We start from the raw sequence: 22,917 nt of genomic DNA on the forward strand, positions 1-22,917 counted from the left end.
CCCTTAATAAATAAAATGCAATAAGCTGATCAAACGAATTTGTGCACTGGCACACCATTGGCCTATTGTAGATTCAGGTAATAATTGCACTGTTGCCCGCGCCCCACTTGGTAACTTACTGAGTAATTGCGGCTGTTCTAAATTAATATGAATACGTTGACGCTGCGCATCCCTCACCCAACGATTGCTATTTTCGGTGCTGCTAAGTAAACCATTCGCACTAAGTTGACCATCACTTACACCCGCTTCAAATGAGCCAATATTGGCGTCAAAAACCTGCCCAGGGAGTGCATCAAAAGTGACTTTAGCTCGACTCCCTAAGGCAAAATTTGCCAATGATTTTTCACGAAAATCAGCCACTAAATCGGCTTTGTTTGCCACAATGGCTAACATTGGCTGGCCTTTACTAGCAAAGGTCCCCGTGCTCACTTGCAAGTTTGCTACTTTCCCATCGGTATCTGCAGTCACTGTGCTGTACGATAAATTAAGCTCTGCTTGGGCCAATTGATTCCGCGCATGACGCAGCGCAAGGTTGTCATCTCCTAATTGACCTCGTGCTAATTTTGCCTCGGTTAATTGCGCCTCGATCGCCGCCACATTGGCTTTGCTCGATTGAAAATTAGCACTGATGGTTTCATATTCTTGCTCTGATATAGAGCGTTTTTTCAATAAGGATTCACTGCGATCAAATAACAATTTTTGCTCATGCAATTTGGCATTACCCGCAGCCAGCTGTGCTTCGATCGCCTTAACACTGCTATCTAAGCGCTGGTTTTGTAACTGCGCATCGGCAAAAGCCAGTTGTGCTTGCTCAACCGCTAATTGAAATGGTGCCGCTTCAATTAAAAATAATCTCTCGCCTTTGTTTACCGCTTGATTATTGTTCACCAACACTTGATTAACACGGCCACTAACTTGCGGCGTTACTTGTACAACCGGGTGATAGACTCGCGCTTGTGGCGTCACGGGTAAATACATATCAGCCACTACAAAATAGGCAAATAATAAGATAAACCCAACTAATGATATTTTTACATAGCGGGCAAATTTTTGATCTGGTGTCATTCTTTATTTCTCTTGGCTTAAAAGTGTTAAACAACGGCGCGCATTCTCTTCCATTTGCACTAGTCCATAAGCCATCGTATCTAGTTGTGCTGTGGTTAGTCCTGCATACAGCTGTGTTTTCACTTCCGCCATTATGCCTCTAAGTGCTTCTAATAATTGTAGCCCTTGTTCAGTAAAATAAATTTTACGGCTGCGTTTATCTAGCTCATCAACACGACGAACAATGATCGCTTGCTGCTCTAATTGCTTAACAGTGCGTGTTAATGAAGGCATTTCAATGCCGAGGCTAGTCGCGAGCGCTTGCTGTGTAACACCTTGCTGTAAATGATCAATATGGATCATCGCCGTCCAGCGAGATTGGGTTAACCCCAAAGGCTCAACAGCTAACGTGACGGCGTCACGACAGAGTCGAAAAACACGGCCCATGCTACCGCACAAGCTGAGATCGAGGGTTTCATGAAAAGGTAAGGGAATAGTCATGATGGCTCCATTTAATTAGCGTGCTAACCATTTTAAACTAGTTAGCATGCTAAGTAAATATTGCCGTGGCACTTTAGCTTTAATAGCCAGCAAGCTGGCCATTAAGTAGCGAATTTAAAAATTAAGTAGGTTAGCAGGAGAGTATTGATCAGTCAGAATTTTAGTGTCACTTGGCCAGTCTTGATTATTTTTGGTGGACTTCATGCCTTTACTAATCGCTTTAATATCCACATCATAAGGGGACAATAACGGACGTAATTTTTTTACACGCTCTGCAATACTTTGCTCTGTTGGCATGTTATCAAAGCCTGCCAAAATAATGCGGTTACTGTTTTTTTCAGTGATAACATTAATGAAGTCACCGAATACAGCATGATAAGTTGCCGATTCATGTTCATACAGTTTACTTGATGAAAACGTATTAGCGGCCACAATACCATTAGGCGAGAGCACGCTTTTTACTTCCTCAAAAAACTCTTTCGTCAGTAAGTGCTCAGGGATGTAATCACCATTAAAGGCATCGAGAATAATCCAATCATATTGCTGCTGCTTAAGTGCGGCGCGTTTTATAAAAATACGCCCATCTTGAACTTTTGAAGTCACTTTATCAGTTTCTTTAAAATCAAAATAATCACGCGCGACCTTGATCACCGCAGGGTCTATTTCAACATTTTCAATGTTAGCAGCAGGGTATAGCTCATGGATCATATTTGATAAAGAACCACCGCCAAGGCCTATAATCAGTACATTTTGCGGATTATCTATCATCAATAAACTGGCAAAGGTGAGCTTAGTATAGTTAAACACTAACTTTTGAGGCTTGCTTTTATACATGCAGCTTTGGCTACTGCTACGGGTTTTTTCGTCAAACTTTAAACAACGTAAATCACCGTTTTCTTCCACCAAAATATTACGATAAAGCGAACGCTCTTGGTGAATAACGTCAGCGTAAGCACTAAAAGCCGTTAACAATAAGGCAGCCATAACCCACTTAAACATGTTTACTCTCCTTGTTAGTTAATTGATTGACTGCAATCGCCAGCAAACCTAGAAGCCCCAAGGTAGTGGCGAAGCCTAAAATAATGGTATTCACATCAAACGCGAGCACCATATAAAACGAGGTAATAATAGTGCCGAGCGCACTGCCTAAGGTGCTGACAAAATATAAACCACCCGCAACTTGGCCGCTGTGTTCGCTATCGGTCACTAATAAACGTACTGAATAAGGAGAGATCATGCCAAGGATGATCGTTGGAATAAAAAATAACGCGGTAGAAGCTAGCAATGAGCCATAGCGGCTATCTTCAATGTGAGTAAAAATAAACGCCATTATCGGCTCTGCAAACAATGCAATGGGCACCACCATAACACTCGCCAATAAAAATATTAAGCCGTATTTAGTTAACGAAGGGCGTTTAATTGATAACTTACCACCAAGCAGATAGCCAAACGATAAACTAAGCATAAACACCGTAATAATACTGCCCCAAATATGCACACTACTGCCAAAAAATGGCGCTAAAATTCGCCCACCTAACAGTTCAATACCCATGATACTAAAGCCGCTGCTAAAGGCTAAAAAATAAATTAATGCGTTGGTTTTATTTAACATTCATTTTAGTTCTTATTATTTTAAGTAAACTCATCTTATCGTGATGAACAAAAACTGGCCAGCTTTTATACTGTAAAGGGCGTTTACAGATTGTGCTAAGCATTGCTAAATCAAGCAACATCAGCTTTGTATCAATAAAATAGGATGCAGCCACACAGGCTGCATTATTCTCAGTTTAATACGCACCTTCGCTATAAATAAGCTCATAACTGTGACTGTATATCTCTAGGATATTGCCAAACGGGTCTTCCATATAAATCATGCGGTAGGGCTTTTCGTCTGGGTAATAATAACGCGGCTCTGCCATACGTTTTTTACCACCGGCTGCAACAATGCGTTCAGCAAGTTCTTCTAGATGAGGGTCTTGCACACAGAAGTGGAACACGCCGGTTTTCCAATACTCAAAGTTATCGTCTGGACTTTGTTGGTTTTTAAATTCAAACAGCTCCACACCAATTCGGTCGCCAGTTGATAAATGCGCGATCCGAAATTTATCCCAGTTGGCACCAAATACGTCAGTACACATTTGCCCAATTGCGCTATCGTCTTCAACTATTTCGGTTGGTTTCATAATTACATACCAACCTAAAACTTGAGAATAAAACTCAACGGCTTGTTCAAGATTTGGCACTGAAATACCAATGTGTGAAAAATTACGTGGATAAACGTTGCTCATAACCTATGCTCCTACTCACCAATATTTATTAGAGTGGCCACTTTACGAACAACAATACATTAAGTAAAATTATCATTAAACATGATAATGAGTACACTTTGTTATGATAAATCCCGTTTGGCTAAACACTTTTTGCACGTTAGTTGAAGTAAATCACTTTACCCGTACTAGTGAACGTTTGTTTATGACCCAGTCAGGGGTTAGCCAACATATCAAAAAACTGGAGCAACAACTTGGCAAACCACTATTAGAGCGTCACGGCAAACAATTTACGCTCACTGCGCAAGGGCAAAACTTGTATCGAAATGGCAGCCAACTACTTAAACAGTGGCAGTTTTTAGAGCAAGAATTGCACAACGATTCTCCATATAGCGGTATCGTAAAAATACAATCGCCAGGTAGTTGTGGGCTTAAATTCTATGAGCAGTTACTTAACTTACAAGCCCAACACCAAGCACTGACAATTGATTATCGGTTTGCTCCCAATCACAGTGTTGAGCAAGCAGTGGCAAGTCATAATGCTGATTTAGGATTTTTAACTCAAGCTCCAACGCTCAATGAGGTTGTCAGCTATAAGATCGGCCAAGAAGCACTGTTACTCATCACTCCAAAAGACAGCGATACACCAGATTGGCAAACATTATGTAAGCTAGGTTTTATTGCTCACCCAGATGCAAACCACCATGCGCAGCTATTACTCAGTGAAAACTACCCTGAGTTTGAACACATTGATCAGATACAACGCACTGGTTTTTCAAATCAGATAAATTTAATTCTTGAGCCTGTCAGCCTTGGTTTAGGTTTTACGGTGTTACCTGCGCATGCGGTGCGCGCATTTAGTAAACCACACTTGATCAGCGTTCATTCATTACAACATCCGATCAGCGAATCTATTTATGTTTGCCAGCATCGTAATCGCCCTTTAACAAAGCGGATCAGTAACGTGCTTGAAGTGATAAAAGCAGGGCTGTAATTGGCTCTTCCTTATAAGCAATGGAATAGGGGAGTGCTAACTCCCCAAAATAACAACCTCTTAAATACCCTGCACCATTAAACGAGTATCAGGTAAGTTAGCTAAGTGCGCTATTTCAACATCAGGTCTGGCGATCCGGCTAATTGCATTTAATGCCGCAGCAATCGCACCTTCTTGCCAGCCTGGCAGCGACGAGATCTGATCGCCAACCACAAAGAAGCAAGCATCACTGAGAGTGCCATCGCTAAGGTAAACTCCAGAGCCTTGCGCTATCGCGTTAAATTGTTTGGTTGCATAATCAGCATCGCCAACCGCTTGCCAATATGCCCAGCCGCCTTTTATATGGGGCATGTTTTGCCAAGCAATTGCTAACCCGTCTTGCAGCCCCTCTGCAAATTGCTGGTTAAACTTTGCAGCACCATTACGGGCTTTAGCTAAACGCTCTGTTACTGACAACTTGCCCCAATCAGAGGCTACTTTATCAAAGTTATATGCCCCCGTTAGCACTCCTTTTTCATCTTGATAGCCGGTAGATGGATACCAAATTTGCTGAATTTCATCATTTGTCCAAGAGATGCCACCAAAGATGGGAACTACACCTTGCTCCGAGCTTGGTACGGCCATCACTTTTGTCTGTAAGTCGTCATCATGGACGGTAGTAATTGGGCTTCCTTGCCACAAATTGCGATCTGCTTGCCAGCCTACTTTCGAAGTACTTGCAAGAAAATGTGATATATAGCCATTCTCACTAGGGGTATAACCGGGTGCTTGAGTAGGCTCAAACTGGCCAACAAACACGGCGTTTAGGGCATCTTTAAAGCGGCTTTCAAAACCACTACTGGCACTATTATTTTGCAATTTGTCAGTCAGCATCTTACTCAAAAATGGCATTGCCGCATTGCAAATACAATAATCTGCTTGGTATTCAATTAATGCCTCCGTGCCCACTTGCGATACGGTAATTTTGAATTGTTTTGTTGCCTCGTCCCAATCAATAGACTTAACAGGGCTATTTAAGTGAATGTCTCCACCAAGCGCTGCAACGTGTTGTGCAAAAGCGTGCTGCACTTGATCCATGCCCCCTACAGGCTGAAACAAGGTTGGTTGCCATAAGAAGTCAGCGGGTTGATAAAACCGGGTGCCTTCCCAAAAGCGTGCCTCCAGCAAACTATCAAAACTCAACGCCTCAGCAACAATACCTGCTGCAACCCCCGGTAATACGCTGTAGCCAGCGCGAGTTTTACCATTTTCAAATCCTTCGCTGCCAGGCGTAACTTGATAATTACCTGCGATATCAAGTTCACCAAAATCAATCATTAAACTTTTTAATGCATCGACCCGCTCTTCAAACTGATCAGGATTAATATTTAAACTCGGTTTTTTTAACAGTTCTTCTGCATTGGCATACACCATTTCAGCTAACCAACCGCGAGTATTATTATCAAGGCGACGATAAACAACAGAGCTGCCATTAAAGCTGCTGTCTTTTTGCACTAGATTGGATTGACTGTTCATCACATAGACTTCGACATCGACCGAAAACTTTTTCAAATATGATAACAACCGTTTATGGCTACTCGGAATACGGCCAGGCCCTGCATTGAGGTAAGGTTCGCTATCACCAATAGGACGTTTAAACCTAACCACCTGTGATTCACCTGGGGTTGAATTAAACAAATCACTATCTGCATCTTCGGTTAAAACATCGCCGGTGCGTAAACTTAAACAGCGCCCTCCCGTGCGATTTAATGCTTCAAGCACCGTTACGGTTGCACCCGATTGTTGCGCCAATATTTCATACGCCGCAGTTAAACCACCAACCCCGGAGCCAATCACCACTACTTTTTTCCCCGCTAATTGGCCAGGCTTGAGCTTTATGGCACTGTCAGTGACATTTTTTTGTTGTTTAGTTGCATCGGCTAATGCAGCAAATGCACTTGCACTAGGGTTGTTGCGAAGAAAATCAGCACGACTTTTAAAATTTGACATCTGTTTATCCTTTTCAGTATTGATTGTGATATTTGCTGCTCAGCCACAGCTGACAGGCGACATCAATGAAGTACCCGATATAACCTGTCAAAAATTCTACTGTCGCTAATAAAACTACCACTTCATCAACAAACATATTCATTACACGGCATTACAGAAAATGAATAGTAAGCTTGCTAGATGCTCAACATCGTGGCTACCTAATAGGCTAGTTAAAGCAATATTTAGTTACTTCACAGCGTTAAGAAGCACATTGTATTTAGTTGTTGCTCGTTTTTCTGTTAAGTTAGTAGCGGTCATAAATAAGAGGGCAGTCACTATGGAAGTAAAACAACTAGCAAGTAAGTCTTTAACTGGTTTAAAAGTAAGAACCTGTAATGCTAATGAAATGAACAGTGGCACAGCAAAAATAGCTGAACTATGGCAAGCGTTTGGCGAAAAATACACAGCAAAACTCACAAAAAATAGCCACATTTATGGTGTATATACTAACTATGAGAGTGATGTTACCGGTGATTTTGATGTGATAGCCTGTTGTGATGACTTATCAATTAAAGTGACTAATAGCGTACAGTGCAACACTGTTACGGGGCGTTATTTGGTGTTTACCGGCGAGGGGGAAATGCCCGATGCCATTATTGATTTATGGGGTGAAATTTGGCAATACTTCAGCTCTGACGATTGCGCTCACACGCGTACCTATACCAGTGATTTTGAATATTATAAAGGCGCAAATGAAGTAGAAATAGCGATAGCGATTGCTGAATAAATACAGCAATAATCGCGATTTTACGTGTTGTAAGGCTCATTATTTTTTGGTGGGATGGCGAATTTAGCAGTTCGCCATCCCTTTTGTTCATCCCTCCTTGCTCATTAAAAAAAGGGCAACAGCGTGATAAATATCGACCTAGCCCTTTGAAATCTGCTCAATAAACGTACACAAATTTACTTGAAATTAAAAAAGAAAAATAAATAAAGCTTGTTATGTAGTTTAAGTTGCTGTTATCCTGCTTGGCATCGGGTTGATAGAAAGCCCTGTTTATTTGTACGTACCACGTTGTTATTAGTAATAATCCTTCGCGTTATCCTCAGTTAAATACTTGTTTTCTTCCTGCTAAATTGCCTATTTAAAGGCGAATTTTTATTAATTCTTAGGATACTATTATGTCTACTACAACAACTGGTTCAGTAAAATGGTTTAACGAAGCTAAAGGTTTTGGTTTTATTGAACAAGAGTCTGGCCCTGACGTTTTTGCACATTTCAGTGCAATCGCAAGCGATGGCTTTAAAACACTAGCCGAAGGCCAACGTGTACAGTTTACTGTTACTCAAGGTCAAAAAGGCCCGCAAGCTGAAAATATCGTTTGCATCTAATTTTTAATTAATGGGTTAGTAATAACCCGTTAATGCACTATAAGTTTGAAAGAAATTCTGTTTATTTGTACGTACCACGTTGTTATTAGTAATAATTCATCGCGTTATCCTCAGTTAAATACTTGTTTTTTCAGCTAAATCGCCTGATTTTAGGCACACTTTTATTAATCTCTAGGATATCTATTATGTCTACAACTACAACTGGTACAGTTAAATTTTTCAACGAAGCAAAAGGTTTTGGCTTTATCGAGCAAGAATCTGGTCCTGACGTTTTCGCACATTTCAGCGCGATCAGCGGTGACGGCTTCAAAACGCTAGCTGAAGGCCAACGTGTACAGTTTACTGTTACTCAAGGTCAAAAAGGCCCACAAGCTGAAAACATCGTTTGTATCTAAACGATTGTTTTAGTTAATGCGTTTAACGTATTAAAAGCCCACTGCTATTAATTTATCAGTGGGCTTTTTTGTATCCGCGCTATTTTGCATATAGCCAATCTAAACCTTGGATCAGCGTAGTTGGAAATGCTGTGCTATGTTTTGCACCTTGGGTAATAGAAAACGCTAACTGCAGCTGATTATTATCACTTTGCTTTATTTTATCGGCTAACTTTTTAGCCCCTGCAAGCATATCTTGCCCTTCGCCAAATTCAGGTGTTTCTTTACTACCTACCGATAAGTAAACCCTAACCTCTTGTTTAGCTGTGGTAATCGACTGAGATAATATGCGCTCATTATCAAACCACACCGACGGACTACCAATAATGTAACTTTCAAACATATTGGGTTGAGTAAAAAGCACATGAGCCGCAAATAAACCGCCAAGAGAGTTTCCCACTAAAGTACGTTGTTTTGGGTTAATTCGGTAGTTAGCTTTGATATGTTCAAACACCACATCAGCAATAAAAGCGATATGTTGCGCGGCTTTTCCTGTCTCGAGCTGCCAATCATTTACTTTACTTGGGGTGTAATCGCGTACTCGGCTTGATGACCCTTTTGAGCCTTGCGAATAACCAATAGCAACGAGTATTGCTTCGTCCATGGCGCCACTGTTCATAGCAAAACGAGTAGCCCCCGATGCTACTTGAAACGCATAAGAGCCATCAAGTAAGTAAACCACTGGGTATGTTTTATCTTTATTACGGCTGTAACTGCGCGGTAGTTTAATAAATACTGGGTAGCTAAGTTTGCTTTGTTGATCGGTAAGTTTAATCACCGAGCTTCTGGGGATTTCAAATGCCTGTTCAGCCGCGCCGCTAACAGTAAAAAATAGCGCCACGATCAATAGTAAATATTTCACCCTAATCCTTATTTAATTTTTGTTCTAATTTACAGCTTTAAATACCATACTAAAAATCTTCACGACCTTTGAGCTCAGTAAAATCACTCATGATCCATTTTTGATAACCCGCTCTGGTTTTTAGTAATGCAAACCACTGAGTCACTCGTTCCGGCAATGTTATTGCTAAACCCTGTGATGTTAGGCGATATAAAATTGCCCCCACACAAATATCAGCCAGAGTGATTTTACCACCGGCAAGATAAGGGGCATGGCTTAGTTGCAGCTCAATTATCTGCAAACATTGCTCACAGGCTTGTAAATCGCGAGTGATTTGCTCCATACAACGGTTGTTTTGCGCTTTGCGGTAATAGCCCCAAAATGTGGCCATAAAAGCGGGTTGAAAAATTACCTGTGACCAATCCATCCAACGCTCGTACAACGAACGCTGATAAGGCGATGCATAATACCAGTCTGTAGTACCATAACTTGCTGCCAAATAGCGCAATATGCTGTGTGACTCCCAAATAACATTATCGCCATCCACAAGTACCGGCACTTTTTGCAGCGGGTTCAATGCTAAAAAGTCATCGCTATCAAGGCCACCAAAACGACCACCCACTTCAATATGTTGATAACTTAAACCAAGCTCGTCAACAAACCAGAGTACTTTTTGTACGTTAAACGAGGTTGTTCTTCCATAAACTTTCATATTTAATCTCACTTAGGCATTAACTTAATAAACTATATTTCATAAAGTCTAAAACGCTTTAGCTTGTACCTTAAACGTTTAATATGTTTGGCAGTTTACTCGATCACCTAAATGATTAACAAGCCAAGCATTTTATCTCAATACAGGAAATACCGTTGCTCCTCGCTACTATTTCAGCTTCCTTTATGCTTTTTATAAACTAGATATCTAATTTATTGATGGCTGCAATCGCTTTAAAGCATTGATCTAGATCTAGTTTTTAATCGTTAATATTCTATATTGGCACAAGGGATGAACTTCGACAGGGTTTATCAATCTGAGTATTACCATCGTAGCAAGTTAGTTGTTATGAACTAAGCTTTTAAACGTAGCGATTTATAGACCACGTTTTATATTACGATAAAGGAGCTAAAAATGAGCAATTCAGGTGCGGGCAAATGCCCAGTTATGCACGGTAGCAACACACAAACGTCTAATGCCAATACTGATTGGTGGCCAAACGCCTTAAATTTGGACATTCTTCATCAACACGATAGTAAACCGAACCCCTATGGCGACGACTTTAATTACGCCGAAGAATTTAAAAAATTAGATCTTGAAGCAGTAAAAACCGATTTAAAAAACTTGATGACACAAAGCCAAGCTTGGTGGCCTGCCGATTGGGGTCATTATGGTGGCTTGATGATCCGTATGGCGTGGCACTCAGCAGGATCCTACCGTTTAGCCGATGGCCGTGGTGGTGGCGGTACAGGCAACCAACGCTTCGCTCCGTTAAACTCTTGGCCAGATAACGCCAACCTCGATAAAGCACGCCGCTTACTTTGGCCAATCAAGAAAAAATACGGCAATAAGTTATCCTGGGCTGATTTAATCATTTTAGCTGGCAATATGGCTTATGAGTCAATGGGCTTAAAAACCTTTGGTTTTGCCGGCGGTCGCGAAGATATTTGGCACCCAGAAAAAGACGTTTATTGGGGCGCTGAAAAACAATGGCTTGCGCCAAGTGATGAACGCTATGACAACGTAGCAAAACCAGACACCATGGAAAATCCGTTAGCTGCAGTGCAAATGGGCTTAATTTACGTAAACCCTGAAGGCGTGAACGGCCAGCCAGATCCACTAAAAACCGCAGCACAAGTACGCGAAACTTTTGCCCGTATGGCGATGGATGACGAAGAAACCGCAGCACTGACGGTAGGTGGTCACACTGTAGGTAAAACCCATGGTAATGGTAGCGAAGAGAACTTAGGCCCTGAGCCAGAAGCAGCAGACGTCTTCGAGCAAGGCCTTGGCTGGAACAACCATAAAACGCGCGGTATCGGCCGCGATACTATGACATCAGGCATTGAAGGCGCGTGGACAACCCACCCAACTAAGTGGGATAACGGCTATTGCCACCTTTTGCTTAATTACGAATGGGAGCTTACCAAAAGTCCAGCGGGTGCAAACCAGTGGGAACCGGTAAACATTAAAGAGGAAGATAAACCGGTTGATGTTGAAGATCCATCAATTCGCTTAAACCCGATTATGACCGATGCCGATATGGCAATGAAGATGGACCCAAGCTATCGCAAAATTATCGAACGTTTTTATAATGACTTTGAATATTTTAGTGATGTCTTTGCGCGCGCTTGGTTTAAGCTTACGCACCGCGATTTAGGCCCTAAATCACGTTATTTAGGTGCAGATATACCAAGCGAAGATCTGATCTGGCAAGATCCGATCCCAAGTGTAGATTACACCTTATCTGATACTGAAATCAGCGACCTTAAAACTAAACTGTTAAATTGTGGCATTAGCGCCAGTGACTTGATCAGCACCGCCTGGGACAGCGCCCGCACTTATCGAGGCTCTGATCATCGCGGCGGTGCCAATGGCGCACGCATTCGCTTAAGCCCACAAAAAGATTGGCAAGGTAACGAGCCAGAAAGACTCGCTAAGGTATTAGCAGCCCTTGAAACAGTACAAGCAAGTTTAAGCAAACCAGTTAGTTTAGCGGACTTAATCGTACTTGGCGGTACTGCCGCCGTTGAGCAAGCAGCAAAAGCGGCGGGGGTTGATATTATCGTGCCATTTGCAGCAGGGCGCGGTGATGCGAGCGACGCAATGACCGATGCAGAGTCGTTCGATGTACTTGAGCCAATTCATGATGGTTTTAGAAACTGGCAAAAGCAAGACTATGTTGTATCAGCCGAGGAGCTACTTTTAGAGCGAGCACAACTTATGGGCTTAACAGCCCCTGAAATGACGGTGCTACTTGGTGGAATGCGTGTACTAGGCACTAACCATGCGGGCAGCCGACATGGCGTGTTCACTGATAATGTAGGTACATTAAGCAATGACTTTTTTGTTAACCTCACCGATATGAACTACCGCTGGGAACCGGCCAGTAAAAGCACCTATAACATTGTTGAGCGCAGCTCAGGCAATACTAAATGGACCGCCACTCGCGTTGATTTAGTATTTGGCTCTAACTCTATTTTACGAGCCCTTGCCGAGTTTTACGCACAAGACGATAACAAACAACGCTTTGTAAAAGACTTCGTCAATGCGTGGGTTAAGGTAATGAACGCAGACCGCTTTGATATTTAATTAAACCTTAGTTAAATATCTCGTAATAACGCAGGGCGCGAGAGTATTAACCCTCGCGCTTTTTTCTAATAAACCACCTTAATTTGCTGTGCAATCACGCAGCGCCATTTTTGCAGACATATCAATAATCAAGCACTGATCGGGCAGGGCATGACTGAGATTATCGTAGATTGAAAATGCCTGTACCAACGCTGATCTTAGCTGACACATATTATCAGCTTTATTAAGCTTATTAACTTTACACTCAGTGGCATGACTTAATAACTTAGCCATTGTTTGATAAGCTTGCCGAGTTGATTGGGTAATATCAGTAAAGGCAAGTGAGCCAGCATTGCGCACTAAGTAAAAGTCAGTGATAAAATCGAATATGGTTTTCGTTTGTAAATCTAGCTGTTGGGCTTCAGTTAACTGGCCGTCACTGTTAAACAACACAATTGCATCTAATAAAGTCATATTTAGCACTTCATCACGCACGCTCTGCAGCCATTCACGGGGTATAAACCGCCACTTCGCCAATGCCTGTAGATGCAACTTGCTGTAACTATGGTAATCCTTAGCCATTAAAATGCGTTTATCCCATACTTGCTCAGGGTGATTTTTTATCAGGTAATCATGCTCTGTTTGGTAAGCGCTAAATAATCTATCAAAATGAGGCACATCATCAATCGTGATGGTATCCACTTTTGCAAACTGTTTATCCAGCGTTACTAATTTATAAGCTGGCCGATACGCGGCAATAGAAGGTGCCTGAATATTAAATAGCGTGTTATGTTCAGTTTCGATAACTGAGGTGTCATTCATATGCATATGACCGCCAATATGCAGCTTTAAACCGGTTTCCGCTAACAACTTACGAGTATTAAGTTCAGGCTCACGTGCGAGCTGAAATGCAGACTCACCAAATAAGGATTTAATTGACTGCGTTTGACCGTCGTAAAACTCTCCCATCGGAAAATGACTAAACGCAATCAGGGTTTTATTTTCAGCTTTCGCGCGTTGCACCACTTGCGTGATCCAGCTTAATAAAAACGGTTTTTCTGTCAGTACTTTGTTATAGCCCGCATTGCCCGAGCCTTGAAACTGTAATACGCCATTTTTAAGTGCTGGTATATACACATTAGCATCAATGGCTAATAGCCAAAGCCCTGGGATCGGCTCAACTAAATAACTGCTATCAGGCACTGTTGAGCAGCGTGTTTTATCGTTCTCTGCACATTGCATATAACTGCGCTCAGCAAGCGCTGCACCTTTGCCAAATGGCGTTTCCCATAAAATATCACGGCTATTTGGCATTAAACCAAACGGCGCCATTATTTCAACAATCTCTTTATAACCTGCTTGAGCGATTTTATCACTGCATACTAACCAATGGTTTTCGCCAGATGCATTCTCACAGTACGGATGATCGGTTGAGTAAATCCCTACTTGCTGCCCTTGCGCACCTAAAAAGTCAGCTTTTCCCCCCACACTTTTAAACGGTTTCACTGGATCATGATTACCAGGAATAGCAAAAAAGCGCATACCGTATTTTTTTGCGTAATTGTCTAAAATAACGTTTAAACCGTTTAAGTATACTGGTTGGCCGTCATCGCTAAAATCCCCTGGCAGCGCAACTAACTTCACGCCTTTGGCGGCAATATCATCTAAGGTGGCAATTAGCGCAAAATAGTTTTCATTAAATAAGCGCGTAGAATGAATTTGCGCTTGCATGCTACGAATACTGACGGGGGCAGTGCCTTTGCTCAGCTCAATGCCTTTAAATCCAGCATCAGCAAAATCCCCATAAATATCATGAAAGTGAATGTCGGGCACAAAGGCAATTTTTGTATTGCTAGGAAGGGCGGCGTGTAGCAATGTACTGCTTAGAAAAATCAGCAGTGATAACAGTAACTTCATGTAAAATGTCCTGTGGTCAGCACTCTAAATAACCAAAAGCCGGAAGCGTAAAGCCTCCGGTTGTTGCATCAACAATTAAAAGATAGCCCGAACACCTAACGCCATGCGTCGGCCCGAGAACTCATACATGGTTGGAAAAGCGGGATCTAATGTATAACCTTGGGTTGCTTCATCCGTAATATTGATCCCTTCTAATGTCACTTTAACAACATCATTTATATTGTACCCAAGCGATACATCCATTTGCCCATACGCATCACGATAAACGGGGTACATATCACGCTCAATGTACTCTACGTATTTGTCTTTGTAGTTATATGAAATGCGCGCATCAAAGCTGTCGTTTTCATAATAAAAAGTCAGGTTGTAAGTTTCATCAGCAAGCCCTTCAGGAGGCGTAGGAATGCCTAGATCAGATGCCCCCGTTAATGAGTTTTCTAATGTGGTGTAGTTGGCATTAATACCAAAGCCTTCCAACATACGATGAAAGCGAGCAAACGGAATTTGTGCAATAAACTCGATACCACTAACATCATACGAGCCTTCAGCATTGACTTTTTGATAAACATCAAAGTCATAAACACCATCAACACTGCCGTTATCGTTGTATTTAGTAACGCCTTCGACCACACCGGTGAGTGATTCACGCACGACGCCTTCGATTTCTTTTTCAAAGTAAGAAACAGCTAATAAGCCACCTTCTGCTAAATACCATTCAAGGCCTACTTCCCATTGATCAGCATAAGTTGGTTGTAAGTCTGGATTACCATCGCGGTATTTAAATTCGTTTAAACTTACAGTGCGTTTATAAGCAATATCAGTCAGTGCAGGGCGCATAAGTGTTTCAGATGCTGCGGCACGAAGTACTAGGTCATCAGTAAGCTCAAGGGTAAAGTTAACACTCGGTAGTAAATCGCTGTAATTACCATTTTTTGACACTGGCGCTGAAGTGTAATCAGTTGAGCCATCATCATTTTGCACTTGATGATAACCCGATGAATTTACATCGGTATCAATATAGCGCACGCCAGTGTTAAGGGTTGCCGGCATATCACCAATATCAAAGGCAAAATCAGCCATAGCGTAAATCGCCGTGGTTTTTTCTTCTACTTGGTAGTATTGATCTGGTGCAAAATCAACCACAAAGCCTGTATATCTAAGTTGCTCACGGGCATAGCTATTTGAGATTTGGCGCCAATCTGCCTTAGCAGACACCTCAGATAAATACTCTCCCCCATGGACCAGATCTGCAATGCTGGTCAGCTCGCTGTCAGCCAATGTACGCGTGCCTACCCAAGACGTGTCACCTGCTGATGGACCCGTTGCTCGATTAGTGCCATAGTTACGCTGTTTTGATTTATCGGTATAACGTGCACCAAATTGCACTTTAGTTAGCGCGGGGAAAAACGTTAAGTTTAATTGACGAGAAAAGTCTAGCTGCGCGGCATATTTGTCATCTGAAATTGCCTCAAGATTGACTTCGTTATAGTCGAATAAATAAGCGTCTGGTGAGTTATACATATCGAAGGTGTTGGCATTATCACTTGGGATAGTCTCGGCACCTGTACTGGTATAACGCGAGCGGGTAGCTCGGTATGCTGTATGCTTTAAGTTGGTGGTTTCTGTTGATTTATCAGCGCCACTGTAGCCAACTAAACCATACACATCCCATTCACCGACTAACCAATCCATCGCAATACTGAATTGTTGATAATCCGTATCGCTGCTGTGCTCTTTACTTAAAAACTCGTGTTGCGTAGCAGCGTAATCAACATCGGTTAATACAGTTATACCGTAATCAGCAAGCGTTGTGTTGTCGTATTGGTTTACTCGCTCAAGCGAACTAATACTGGATGCGGTGTATGCTGCTGCATCGTATTCGTCCTCATGATCATCAAAATTGCCCAGTAAGCCATCAAAAGTTAAGCTAAATTCACTGCTGGGTTTATATTGTAATGATAACGTTGCGCCCCATTTTTCTTGCTCTGTTAGGTAGGCACGGTCGCCTACTTTATCTAAAAACACCACGCGACTGGTTTCGTCACTATTGAAGCGATCGTCAATTGTAATACCCGTGTCCCGCGCTAACACATCAGCGGCTTGATCTGACTGCCACTGCGATGAGCCTTTCTTTTCTAACCAACGTGAAAGCGGGCGAAAGTTAATTCCCGAGTTACTATCGGTGCGGTTAGTACGCTCAGAATAAGCAAGCGAGGCAAGGGCGCCCCAATCACCAAATGTGTCGCTGGCCAAAAAGGCAAACTTAGGATCTGTTTGTTCAGATATTTCGTTATACGCCCCTTCAACCGAGGCAACTAACTTACGGCCGTCGTAATCAAAAGGCCTTGCCGTGGTGATAGCGACCGAACCTGCAATTCCCCCTTCTTCATCCGCAGCGGTGGGCGATTTTTTTACCGTGACACTTTGAATAATCTCCGAGGCAAAAATATCAAACTCAACATCGCGCCCGCCACTGCCCGATGCCGTAGCTAGGTTATTGATTGATACAAACGTAAACTCGCTCGGTAAACTGCGCACATTCACCTTTTGACCCAAACCTTTATTACGCTCAATCGTAACACCGGGCATACGTTGCAGCGCTTCCGCTAAGTTTTGCTCAGGGAAATCTGCAATGTCTGACGCCACTATCGAATCAGAAAAACCAATATTTGCCCGTTTTAAGTCTATCGCTTGTTCTAAACTTTTAATGTAACTGCCTGTCACAACGATTTGTTCCATCGCGTGTTCTTCATTTTCAGTGTCTTGTGCGTAGCTTGGCGCAACAAATAATGCGCTCAATGCCAATGCTAACGGTGAGAGGGGGAAAATTCGCTTAGTCATCATGTTGGTCCTGTTGTATGTATTACGACTTTAAATTGATTTCGCTTCTAAGACGTGGCTGAAAATGGATAGGGGACGTATTTAATTGATGAAGTTTTTGTGTCGGTTTTACGACAGGGCGCTCATAAAAATGTCATTAAATGATCATAAAAGTACTGTCACCTTTGCTCTAGTATGAGTGTCTATTAAAGAACCTAATGCTGTAGATATCGATATAACAATGCCCCAAACTAAAACGCCTCTATCGCTTGTAAGTAAACAAGGTCAATCCCACAGACCACTAGTAAAATGTTTTATGGCGAATCAAGATGCGCTCAAAAACTTTTTCCGTCGGGCAGTGGGTGAGCAAGCCGATGCCGATGATTTATTTCAAAAGCTACTATTGAAAGCATTAAAAATTGACAGTACTGATCATATTGATAATCCGCTCGCCTATGGCTACCGCATGGCACATCACTTGGTGGTTGATCATCACCGCGAGCAAAATAAATTACCCGAAAGCCTAGAGCACGAGCCATTAAGCGCAGAGCTCTCCTTAGAGAACTTACTTGATCATGAGCAACGCTTACGTTTATACCAACAGGTACTCACGCAAATGCCTGCGCTACGTCGTGATGTATTTATACGCCGGCGTTTGCATGGACAAAGCCGCCAACACATCTCGCAAAGCTTAGGGTTATCGGAAGAAGCGGTTAAAAAGCATATTTCCCGTGCTATGGATATGCTCAAAGATGCAATCAGCACATTTATTGGTGACTAATTGTCCCCTTAGTGAACGTTTACTCGTTATATTAGTAATACAGATAGATAGAGAAATAACATGGTCCCCTCATGCAAACATGACGATGAAAATAATGAGCCACTCAAACACGCTATTTGGCAAGACACGGCACTTACCGAAGCATTACAAAAGCTAGATGCACAAGCCAAAGCAACGGCACCTGAACAACTAAAAGCAAAGCGCCATAGTCACTTTTGGTTATGGGGCAGTGCGCTTGCGGCGAGCGTTATTATGGCGGTGATAGGGGGGATGCAATTAACCCCAGAGCTTCCCCCTGCGAAAACAAATTTCGTTGCTGCACAGCAATTTACTGCCAGCCAAGCCACCAATATTACGTTATCGGATGGCTCTGATGTTGCGTTAAATACACACACTAATTTGCAATTTAATGAAACCGACAAAGCCAGACAAGCCACGCTGAGTAAGGGCGAAGCTTATTTTAGCGTAAAGCGCGATGAACAAAGGCCATTTACCATCAATACTGGCAACGCCACTATTCGTGTTTTAGGCACCGCCTTTAATGTCGATAAAACGCTGCACGAAACAGTCATTGATGTCTTTCATGGCAAAGTCGCGGTAACCAGCAAAGATAACGCAAAACCGGTGGAATTAGTCAAAGGGCAACGTGCTCGCGTACATGATAAGCAAATTGTTGTCAGTACGTTTAAAGCACAGCAGCCTGATTGGCAACTCGGCTGGCTTGATTTAGACAATGTGACCATTAACGATGCTATCTTTCAACTTAATCGCTATAGCGACAAACCATTGGTATTGAGTAATGTGGATGCGAGTTTACGCGTCAGCGGGCGCTTTAAAACCGCCGATGTCATCGGCGCAGCCTCTTTGATAGCGCAATTAAATCAGCTTGCAGTGAATAACTTTGCCGATAGTGTTGTACTGTCGCCAATAGACTAATTTAATTATATATTTCTAAGTAATAGGTACAGTCATAAATTGTTCATTTATATTCTGCACACTGTAGTTTTAATGAAGTAAAAAGGTCGTTGATAAATGTTACGTATAAGCAGTTTTTTATGTGTAGCATTATCGAGCTTTTGTATTACAGCGCATGCTGCAACGGCCAGTTTAATAGAGCAATTAAGCGAACTTTCTAAACAGCTCTCCACTGCGTTGATATACGACAGCTCATTGCTTGAAAGCTTAACCGTTGAGCAAAGTGCAGTAACAACGCTTGAGCAAACTCTGGATTTATGGCTTACCCCTCATCAATTAAGCTGGCAAAAAACAGCGGCTGGCATTGTTATTTTTAAAACCAGCACGCCAACTCAAACAGCAGCTAAAACTAACAATGCCAAAATAGTGGAAGAAGTCACAGTAACAGGGCAATTACCGACAACAACCTCAACACAGGCATATAACACTGATTACCAACACGCTGTTAATTACGCCCAACACGTTAAAAGTGAGTACACTGGCGAGAGCGAAATTGCCATAGGTGCTATGCTCACTCAGCTACCGGCAGAAAACCTAGCTGAAGCACTGCAAGCCATTCCTGGGGTAAGTATTACCCGCGATCGCGGTGAAGCACTTAATATCAATGCCATGGGGTTAGGGGCTGAGTATCAGCTAACGCTCTTTAACGGTCACCGCCTGGCAAACACCGAAAACGTCCGTAACTCCAATCAATACGGCCAACAGCACCGTTTTGATATATTTAGCGCTGGTTTGTTCTCAAATATCGCCGTTTATAAAACCACTGAGCCAAGCCTACCCAGCGGGGCAATCGGCGCTACCGTCAATTTACTCAGTGATGATCCGCTCGCTTATCAAGAAAATAACCTACAAGTGACGCTCACAGCCGCTGCGCTTGAAGATGCAGGTAATTTTCAGCCAAGCTTTGGGCTTACCGCCAATGCTAAAAACGCAGACGGTGATCTGGGTGTAATTGTAAAAATGAATTACGAAAACCGGCTGCAACGGCAATTTCAGTTTGAAACTTGGCATTGGGGCGACAATAACGGGGCACCCATCGCCTATCAATGGCCTGACATTAACGATAACACTTTAGTGCCAACAGATGGCTTAGCGTTGACCATAGAAAACGAAGACCGTACCCGCGCAACGTATTATGGCGCTTTAGCGTGGCAAGCCACAGAGCGTTTAAATATCAATACACTGTGGTTTAGATCCGATACTGATTTTTCGTTTGATGAGCATCGTATATCGATTAACCCACAAAGTCAGTCGGCTCAAGCCCGCGTGGCTAATAATAAAAACAGCTTAAATCAGTTGGTATTTAGCGAAGTAAATGCCAAAACCAGTCGAGAAGAGTCCAACTTATATTACGCTAACCAAACCATCCAGATTGATGGCAACTGGCAGCCAAGCCAACATGTACCTTTAACACTTTCTCCTTTTTACAGTCGCAGTACAGCAAACAGCCATACGCAAAAGCCAATCTCTCGCGTCCATACTGTACTTTCGCCTATGCAAGCATTTGTTGCATTACACAATACCGCTGTAGATGACTTTAGCTTTACCAGCAATTTAGGGTTAGTAAGTAGCTACTCACATATTAGCCAAATGAGTAAGCGCACTATCAATGTGCTTAACCAAGTGGATGAATGGGGCCTTGATAGCAGTTGGAATAGTGCAACCCATTGGGGCTTACAACAACTAAAATTTGGTTATTTACATTCAACACAAGACTATAATTACACTCGCCAAGATGTGAGTTTAGAGTCTTCATCATTGCAAGCATTACCTAATTTAGATGGTCGTTGGCTTGAACCAATGCCTCATCGTTTTTCAGCAGGATTCATGAACTCAGATATACAGCCTTGGTTGATCCCAAAAAGCGATCTATTTCAGCTGTATGATATTGATTTGCCCTTTACTGATGTAAGCGCTAATGATCGCCTCAATAGCTACAAAGTGAAGTTTACATCGCAAGAAGGGTATCTGTCTTCGCGATGGCAATTAGCGCAGTTTGCGTTAAACGCAGGCCTACGTTACAGCGATACACTGAGTCAAACGCAAGGCACGCAGCTAACCAGCCAAACAGAATTAGCAGCAATAACGAATCGTCGCAATGACCGCGCTTGGTTACCGTCACTTCATATTAAATGGCAACCTTCGCAATATTGGCAATGGCGGGCGGGCTATAACCGCTCTTTAAATCGGCCTAATTACTCTGATTTAAACCCGAAACTGCATGTAAACTCTGGCGGCTTACCTTATGCTGAACTTGGTAACCCCAATTTGCAGCCCGTTATCGCTGATACCAACACTTTGTCTGTCACTTGGTTACAAGATGATATAAGCACTCAGTTGCTTGGTTTTAATCACCACATGAATAATTTTATTGTAAAACAAAGCAAAACCGTTAACTACCTAGGCCAGCCCTATAACTCAATACAACGCAGCAACAATGGCAAAGCCAATATAACTGGGCTGCAAGCAAGTACACAGTGGCAATTACCATTTTACAGCGCGTGGTCTTTACAAAATCAATTATCGGCAAGCTTAACCCATATAACCAACGCAGCAGTAACAACGCCTAGCGAAGACGCTTTTGATGTTGAAGGGGTCTCCGATTGGACCGCAAACCTGCGCTTTTTAGTAAGCGAGGACCAATGGCAAGCCGCATTTAATATCAACTATCGCAGCGAGTTTCTTGAACAACGCGATATTAGCAACAACGCCGATACCTATGTTGCAGCCTACACCAGCACGGACTTAAGCTTCAGCTGGTTTTATTCAGCCAATGTTAGCCTGCGTTTAGATATATTTAATGCCACCGATGAGCCTCTTATCCGCACCGCTAAAAGCGACGATGCCAGTTCATTAATGAAAGCAGAAGAATTTGGCCGTCGCTTTGTTGTTAGCTTGTTATTGAAAATATAATGGCTAAGCCAATCATCTCTAACGGCATAATTGAACTGCTGTACATTTGCTTTTTATTATTTTTTTTGGGTGGATACCTCTGCCAAAGAGGGGAAAGCGTTTATAACTCTTTTTCAATCCCCCCAACTAATAAAGCCTTTGCACCGAGATCATTGATAAATGCATAAGCGAAAGCAAACATACAAAATTAGTATGTTTGCATTACTTATCTAGGATGCAGAATTAAGCGACCGTAACCATTCTTTTTTAAGAATGGCATATTGAAAAGTGTTCTCATATTTCAAAGTGCCATCTGCATTATTGGTAAAGCTAATAAATTCCATGAAACAAGCTTCTTTACGCATATAGAGTTTTTCACATAATTGCTGCGAGCGATGATTATCGTCTTCTACATAAGCATAGATTCTTCTGGCATCTTTTTCCGTGAATAAATAATGGAGTAGAGTCTTAGCACTTTCAATTGCATAACCTTTTCCAGCTACTTTGGCATTAAAATGCCAACCCACAGAAAAGGTGTCAGGTTCTTCTTTTCGCAAAAACAGTTCCCCAATAAGCGCACCAGTATCTTTTTGGCAAACTGCGATCATTGTATCATCCTGACTTCTTGCTTTTGCTTTATCAACTGCTTGCTCAATACTTGATACTCGATCAGCAAGGAAGCAATTAACCCTAGGTTTAGCAAGGTAATCAAAAAGTTCAGCTCCATCATCTGCAGTAAAATTACGCAGAACTAACCGAGCCGTATTAATATCTTGCATTTTACACTCCACTAAAAAGATCATTT

General features: G+C 42.3%; 19 protein-coding genes. 8 read left to right on the forward strand and 11 right to left on the reverse strand.

What is annotated here, in order from left to right:
* Positions 1-3: 3 nt before the first annotated feature.
* The 5 genes from ACMVDV_RS19010 to ACMVDV_RS19030 form a co-directional block, all read right to left on the reverse strand.
* A complete protein-coding gene (locus ACMVDV_RS19010) occupies positions 4-1,065 on the reverse strand; it encodes an HlyD family secretion protein (protein ID WP_304181041.1) in 1,062 nt (353 codons plus the stop codon).
* A 3-nt stretch (positions 1,066-1,068) separates the two neighbouring features.
* Positions 1,069-1,545: a MarR family winged helix-turn-helix transcriptional regulator gene (locus tag ACMVDV_RS19015; RefSeq protein ID WP_304181043.1), complete on the reverse strand. Its 477-nt coding sequence runs from the start codon at positions 1,543-1,545 to the stop codon at positions 1,069-1,071.
* Between the two features lie 114 nt (positions 1,546-1,659).
* Positions 1,660-2,544, reverse strand: coding sequence for a spermidine synthase (locus ACMVDV_RS19020; RefSeq protein WP_416159238.1), 885 nt, complete (start codon positions 2,542-2,544; stop codon positions 1,660-1,662).
* Positions 2,537-3,157 (reverse strand): fused MFS/spermidine synthase, encoded by a 621-nt coding sequence (locus ACMVDV_RS19025; RefSeq protein ID WP_416159239.1) that lies wholly within the window; start codon positions 3,155-3,157, stop codon positions 2,537-2,539. Before ACMVDV_RS19025 ends, ACMVDV_RS19020 begins: the two co-directional genes overlap by 8 nt.
* Before the next feature lie 175 nt (positions 3,158-3,332).
* Positions 3,333-3,833, reverse strand: a complete 501-nt coding sequence (locus ACMVDV_RS19030; RefSeq protein WP_416159240.1) for a lactoylglutathione lyase family protein — start codon at positions 3,831-3,833, stop codon at positions 3,333-3,335.
* 103 nt (positions 3,834-3,936) lie between these two features.
* On the opposite strand from ACMVDV_RS19030, the gene ACMVDV_RS19035 reads away from it, so the two are divergent.
* Positions 3,937-4,806: a LysR family transcriptional regulator gene (locus tag ACMVDV_RS19035; protein WP_304181048.1), complete on the forward strand. Its 870-nt coding sequence runs from the start codon at positions 3,937-3,939 to the stop codon at positions 4,804-4,806.
* A gap of 60 nt (positions 4,807-4,866) precedes the next feature.
* Here the strand turns inward: ACMVDV_RS19035 and ACMVDV_RS19040 are convergent, their stop codons facing one another.
* Positions 4,867-6,795 carry a flavin monoamine oxidase family protein gene (locus ACMVDV_RS19040; protein ID WP_416159241.1) on the reverse strand — a complete coding sequence of 643 codons (1,929 nt, stop codon included), beginning with the start codon at positions 6,793-6,795 and terminating at the stop codon, positions 4,867-4,869.
* A gap of 319 nt (positions 6,796-7,114) precedes the next feature.
* Between ACMVDV_RS19040 and ACMVDV_RS19045 the strand changes: the two genes are divergently transcribed.
* From ACMVDV_RS19045 to ACMVDV_RS19055, 3 genes are all read left to right on the forward strand, one after another.
* Positions 7,115-7,564 (forward strand): GyrI-like domain-containing protein, encoded by a 450-nt coding sequence (locus ACMVDV_RS19045; RefSeq protein WP_304181050.1) that lies wholly within the window; start codon positions 7,115-7,117, stop codon positions 7,562-7,564.
* Between the two features lie 395 nt (positions 7,565-7,959).
* Complete coding sequence (locus tag ACMVDV_RS19050) at positions 7,960-8,169, forward strand: cold-shock protein (protein WP_304181051.1); 210 nt, start codon at positions 7,960-7,962, stop codon at positions 8,167-8,169.
* A gap of 185 nt (positions 8,170-8,354) precedes the next feature.
* Complete coding sequence (locus ACMVDV_RS19055; protein ID WP_016706518.1) at positions 8,355-8,564, forward strand: cold-shock protein; 210 nt, start codon at positions 8,355-8,357, stop codon at positions 8,562-8,564.
* Between the two features lie 79 nt (positions 8,565-8,643).
* On the opposite strand, the gene ACMVDV_RS19060 is transcribed toward ACMVDV_RS19055, so the two are convergent.
* Together ACMVDV_RS19060 and ACMVDV_RS19065 are read right to left on the reverse strand one after the other, a co-directional pair.
* Complete coding sequence (locus ACMVDV_RS19060) at positions 8,644-9,465, reverse strand: alpha/beta hydrolase (protein WP_304181054.1); 822 nt, start codon at positions 9,463-9,465, stop codon at positions 8,644-8,646.
* Positions 9,466-9,514: 49 nt separating this feature from the next.
* Positions 9,515-10,156, reverse strand: coding sequence for a glutathione S-transferase family protein (locus ACMVDV_RS19065; protein ID WP_416159242.1), 642 nt, complete (start codon positions 10,154-10,156; stop codon positions 9,515-9,517).
* 414 nt (positions 10,157-10,570) lie between these two features.
* Between ACMVDV_RS19065 and katG the strand changes: the two genes are divergently transcribed.
* Positions 10,571-12,748, forward strand: coding sequence for a catalase/peroxidase HPI (gene katG / locus ACMVDV_RS19070; protein WP_416159243.1), 2,178 nt, complete (start codon positions 10,571-10,573; stop codon positions 12,746-12,748).
* A 78-nt stretch (positions 12,749-12,826) separates the two neighbouring features.
* Here the strand turns inward: katG and ACMVDV_RS19075 are convergent, their stop codons facing one another.
* Both ACMVDV_RS19075 and ACMVDV_RS19080 read right to left on the reverse strand, forming a co-directional pair.
* The gene (locus ACMVDV_RS19075; protein WP_416159244.1) at positions 12,827-14,644 is read right to left on the reverse strand and encodes a metallophosphoesterase; all 1,818 of its coding nucleotides are present in this window, start codon (positions 14,642-14,644) and stop codon (positions 12,827-12,829) included.
* 75 nt (positions 14,645-14,719) lie between these two features.
* Entirely contained in the window at positions 14,720-17,488 is a 2,769-nt protein-coding gene (locus tag ACMVDV_RS19080) for a TonB-dependent receptor (RefSeq protein ID WP_416159245.1), read from the reverse strand.
* A 292-nt stretch (positions 17,489-17,780) separates the two neighbouring features.
* On the opposite strand from ACMVDV_RS19080, the gene ACMVDV_RS19085 reads away from it, so the two are divergent.
* From ACMVDV_RS19085 to ACMVDV_RS19095, 3 genes are all read left to right on the forward strand, one after another.
* Positions 17,781-18,245 carry an RNA polymerase sigma factor gene (locus ACMVDV_RS19085; RefSeq protein WP_416159246.1) on the forward strand — a complete coding sequence of 155 codons (465 nt, stop codon included), beginning with the start codon at positions 17,781-17,783 and terminating at the stop codon, positions 18,243-18,245.
* Positions 18,246-18,305: 60 nt separating this feature from the next.
* Complete coding sequence (locus ACMVDV_RS19090) at positions 18,306-19,181, forward strand: FecR family protein (RefSeq protein ID WP_416159247.1); 876 nt, start codon at positions 18,306-18,308, stop codon at positions 19,179-19,181.
* A 96-nt stretch (positions 19,182-19,277) separates the two neighbouring features.
* Positions 19,278-22,133, forward strand: a complete 2,856-nt coding sequence (locus ACMVDV_RS19095) for a TonB-dependent receptor (RefSeq protein ID WP_416159248.1) — start codon at positions 19,278-19,280, stop codon at positions 22,131-22,133.
* A 209-nt stretch (positions 22,134-22,342) separates the two neighbouring features.
* Here ACMVDV_RS19095 and ACMVDV_RS19100 read toward each other — a convergent pair whose 3' ends face one another.
* Positions 22,343-22,891, reverse strand: a complete 549-nt coding sequence (locus tag ACMVDV_RS19100; protein ID WP_416159249.1) for a GNAT family N-acetyltransferase — start codon at positions 22,889-22,891, stop codon at positions 22,343-22,345.
* Positions 22,892-22,917: the final 26 nt, after the last annotated feature.

Source organism: Pseudoalteromonas sp. ASV78 (assembly GCF_047806705.1).
In the GTDB taxonomy this organism is placed as follows: domain Bacteria; phylum Pseudomonadota; class Gammaproteobacteria; order Enterobacterales; family Alteromonadaceae; genus Pseudoalteromonas; species Pseudoalteromonas prydzensis_A.

What these genes read in the sequence shown, in the direction of transcription:
- ACMVDV_RS19080 (WP_416159245.1), bottom strand. Translation starts at nt 17,488, where the DNA reads ATGATGACTAAGCGAATTTTCCCCCTCTCACCGTTAGCATTGGCATTG.
- ACMVDV_RS19090 (WP_416159247.1), top strand. Translation starts at nt 18,306, where the DNA reads ATGGTCCCCTCATGCAAACATGACGATGAAAATAATGAGCCACTCAAA.
- katG (WP_416159243.1), top strand. Translation starts at nt 10,571, where the DNA reads ATGAGCAATTCAGGTGCGGGCAAATGCCCAGTTATGCACGGTAGCAAC.
- ACMVDV_RS19085 (WP_416159246.1), top strand. Translation starts at nt 17,781, where the DNA reads ATGGCGAATCAAGATGCGCTCAAAAACTTTTTCCGTCGGGCAGTGGGT.
- ACMVDV_RS19025 (WP_416159239.1), bottom strand. Translation starts at nt 3,157, where the DNA reads ATGTTAAATAAAACCAACGCATTAATTTATTTTTTAGCCTTTAGCAGC.
- ACMVDV_RS19040 (WP_416159241.1), bottom strand. Translation starts at nt 6,795, where the DNA reads ATGTCAAATTTTAAAAGTCGTGCTGATTTTCTTCGCAACAACCCTAGT.
- ACMVDV_RS19050 (WP_304181051.1), top strand. Translation starts at nt 7,960, where the DNA reads ATGTCTACTACAACAACTGGTTCAGTAAAATGGTTTAACGAAGCTAAA.
- ACMVDV_RS19015 (WP_304181043.1), bottom strand. Translation starts at nt 1,545, where the DNA reads ATGACTATTCCCTTACCTTTTCATGAAACCCTCGATCTCAGCTTGTGC.
- ACMVDV_RS19035 (WP_304181048.1), top strand. Translation starts at nt 3,937, where the DNA reads ATGATAAATCCCGTTTGGCTAAACACTTTTTGCACGTTAGTTGAAGTA.
- ACMVDV_RS19055 (WP_016706518.1), top strand. Translation starts at nt 8,355, where the DNA reads ATGTCTACAACTACAACTGGTACAGTTAAATTTTTCAACGAAGCAAAA.
- ACMVDV_RS19095 (WP_416159248.1), top strand. Translation starts at nt 19,278, where the DNA reads ATGTTACGTATAAGCAGTTTTTTATGTGTAGCATTATCGAGCTTTTGT.
- ACMVDV_RS19010 (WP_304181041.1), bottom strand. Translation starts at nt 1,065, where the DNA reads ATGACACCAGATCAAAAATTTGCCCGCTATGTAAAAATATCATTAGTT.
- ACMVDV_RS19020 (WP_416159238.1), bottom strand. Translation starts at nt 2,544, where the DNA reads ATGTTTAAGTGGGTTATGGCTGCCTTATTGTTAACGGCTTTTAGTGCT.
- ACMVDV_RS19030 (WP_416159240.1), bottom strand. Translation starts at nt 3,833, where the DNA reads ATGAGCAACGTTTATCCACGTAATTTTTCACACATTGGTATTTCAGTG.
- ACMVDV_RS19075 (WP_416159244.1), bottom strand. Translation starts at nt 14,644, where the DNA reads ATGAAGTTACTGTTATCACTGCTGATTTTTCTAAGCAGTACATTGCTA.
- ACMVDV_RS19045 (WP_304181050.1), top strand. Translation starts at nt 7,115, where the DNA reads ATGGAAGTAAAACAACTAGCAAGTAAGTCTTTAACTGGTTTAAAAGTA.
- ACMVDV_RS19065 (WP_416159242.1), bottom strand. Translation starts at nt 10,156, where the DNA reads ATGAAAGTTTATGGAAGAACAACCTCGTTTAACGTACAAAAAGTACTC.
- ACMVDV_RS19100 (WP_416159249.1), bottom strand. Translation starts at nt 22,891, where the DNA reads ATGCAAGATATTAATACGGCTCGGTTAGTTCTGCGTAATTTTACTGCA.